Origin of the sequence: Brachybacterium paraconglomeratum (assembly GCF_003994255.1) — a bacterium.
GTDB lineage: Bacteria > Actinomycetota > Actinomycetes > Actinomycetales > Dermabacteraceae > Brachybacterium > Brachybacterium conglomeratum.
Genome location: NZ_ML133879.1, coordinates 1 through 1,312 on the forward strand (window position 1 = coordinate 1; position 1,312 = coordinate 1,312).

Here is a 1,312-nt window from a genome sequence, read left to right on the forward strand (position 1 = left end):
GGCCGCCTCAACGGGTGAGTGCGACTCCTGAGGAGGGAGTTGCTGATGTTGCCTGCGTCGTTTCGAGCGGAGGTCATCGAGGCAGTCATAGCCGGGAAGCCGGCGATGGTCGCTGCGCGAGAAGCAGGTATGAGCTGTTTCCGGTTGAGGAAGTGGCTGCGGCAGGCTGGGGTGATGCTCAAGCCCGGAAAACCCAGCAGGCACGCCTCGTCCTCGGTCATCCTGCCGCCGGCGGCGAAGAGCTTCGGCGCAGCCTCAGGGCACGGGCGGAGGCTCCAGCTCGCTGACCGAATTCTCATCGAGCTGGGTATCGCCCAGGGCCACAGCCCCGGCGAGATCGCGTCTGGCCTGCGGGTTCATCGCTCGACGGTGTTCCGCGAGATCGCTCGTCACAGCCTGATCGCGGAAGACGGCCGGTGGGGCAATCACGATGCTCATTACAGTGCCGCGCTGGCACAGTTCTGGGCTGATCAGGCCCGGGCGCGCCCGAAGGCGTTCAAGCTCGAGACCCTGCCGTTGCTGCGCCGGATGGTCGTGGCGATGCTGGATCAGAAGCTGTCGCCGCAGCAGGTGAGCGTGCGCCTGCGCCGGTTGTTCCCGGACGATAAGAACATGCAGATCAGTCACGAGACCCTCTACCAGGCTCTCTACGTCCAGGGCGCGGGGGCGCTGCGGCACGAGCTGAAGGTCGAAGGCGCGATTCGTTCCGGCCGAAAGGGTCGTATCCCGTCCTCGAAACTGCCGGCCCGGAACAAGCGCAGCTGGCTGGACGGGCACCGGCTAGCCGATCGCGAGGAGATGCTCGCGGCCGAGCACGCGGGCAGGAAGATCCCCGGCCACTGGGAAGGAGACCTGGTCGTGGGGCCGAACAATTCCGGGATCATCACGCTGGTCGAACGGGCCTCCCGGTTCACGCTCCTGGGGCGACTTCCCGGAACTCGTGACTCCACCACCGTGATCGACGTGCTCACCACCATGGTCGAGGACCTGCCCGCGGCGGTGAAACGATCGATCACCTGGGACCAGGGAACCGAGATGGCCCAGCACTCCCGATTCACCGTGGCCACGGGCTGCCCGGTCTTCTTCTGCGATCCTCACTCGCCCTGGCAACGACCCACGAACGAGAACCTCAACGGCCAGCTCCGCTGGGAATACCCCAAGGGCACCGACTTCAACCACGTCACCGACGACGAACTCCGCACCGTTCAGGACATGCTCAACGCAAGACCCCGAGTCATCCTCGACGGCGCCACCCCCAGTGAGACACTCGACGAACTGATCACCACAGTCGCACTCACCGACTGAAGCGGCC

1 protein-coding gene is annotated in these 1,312 nt (G+C 65.5%); it reads left to right on the plus strand.

Going from position 1 to position 1,312, the window contains the following annotated elements; genetic code table 11:
* Positions 1-45: 45 nt before the first annotated feature.
* Positions 46-1,305, plus strand: a complete 1,260-nt coding sequence (locus DS079_RS16965) for an IS30 family transposase (protein ID WP_206516197.1) — start codon at positions 46-48, stop codon at positions 1,303-1,305.
* Positions 1,306-1,312 lie beyond the last annotated feature (7 nt).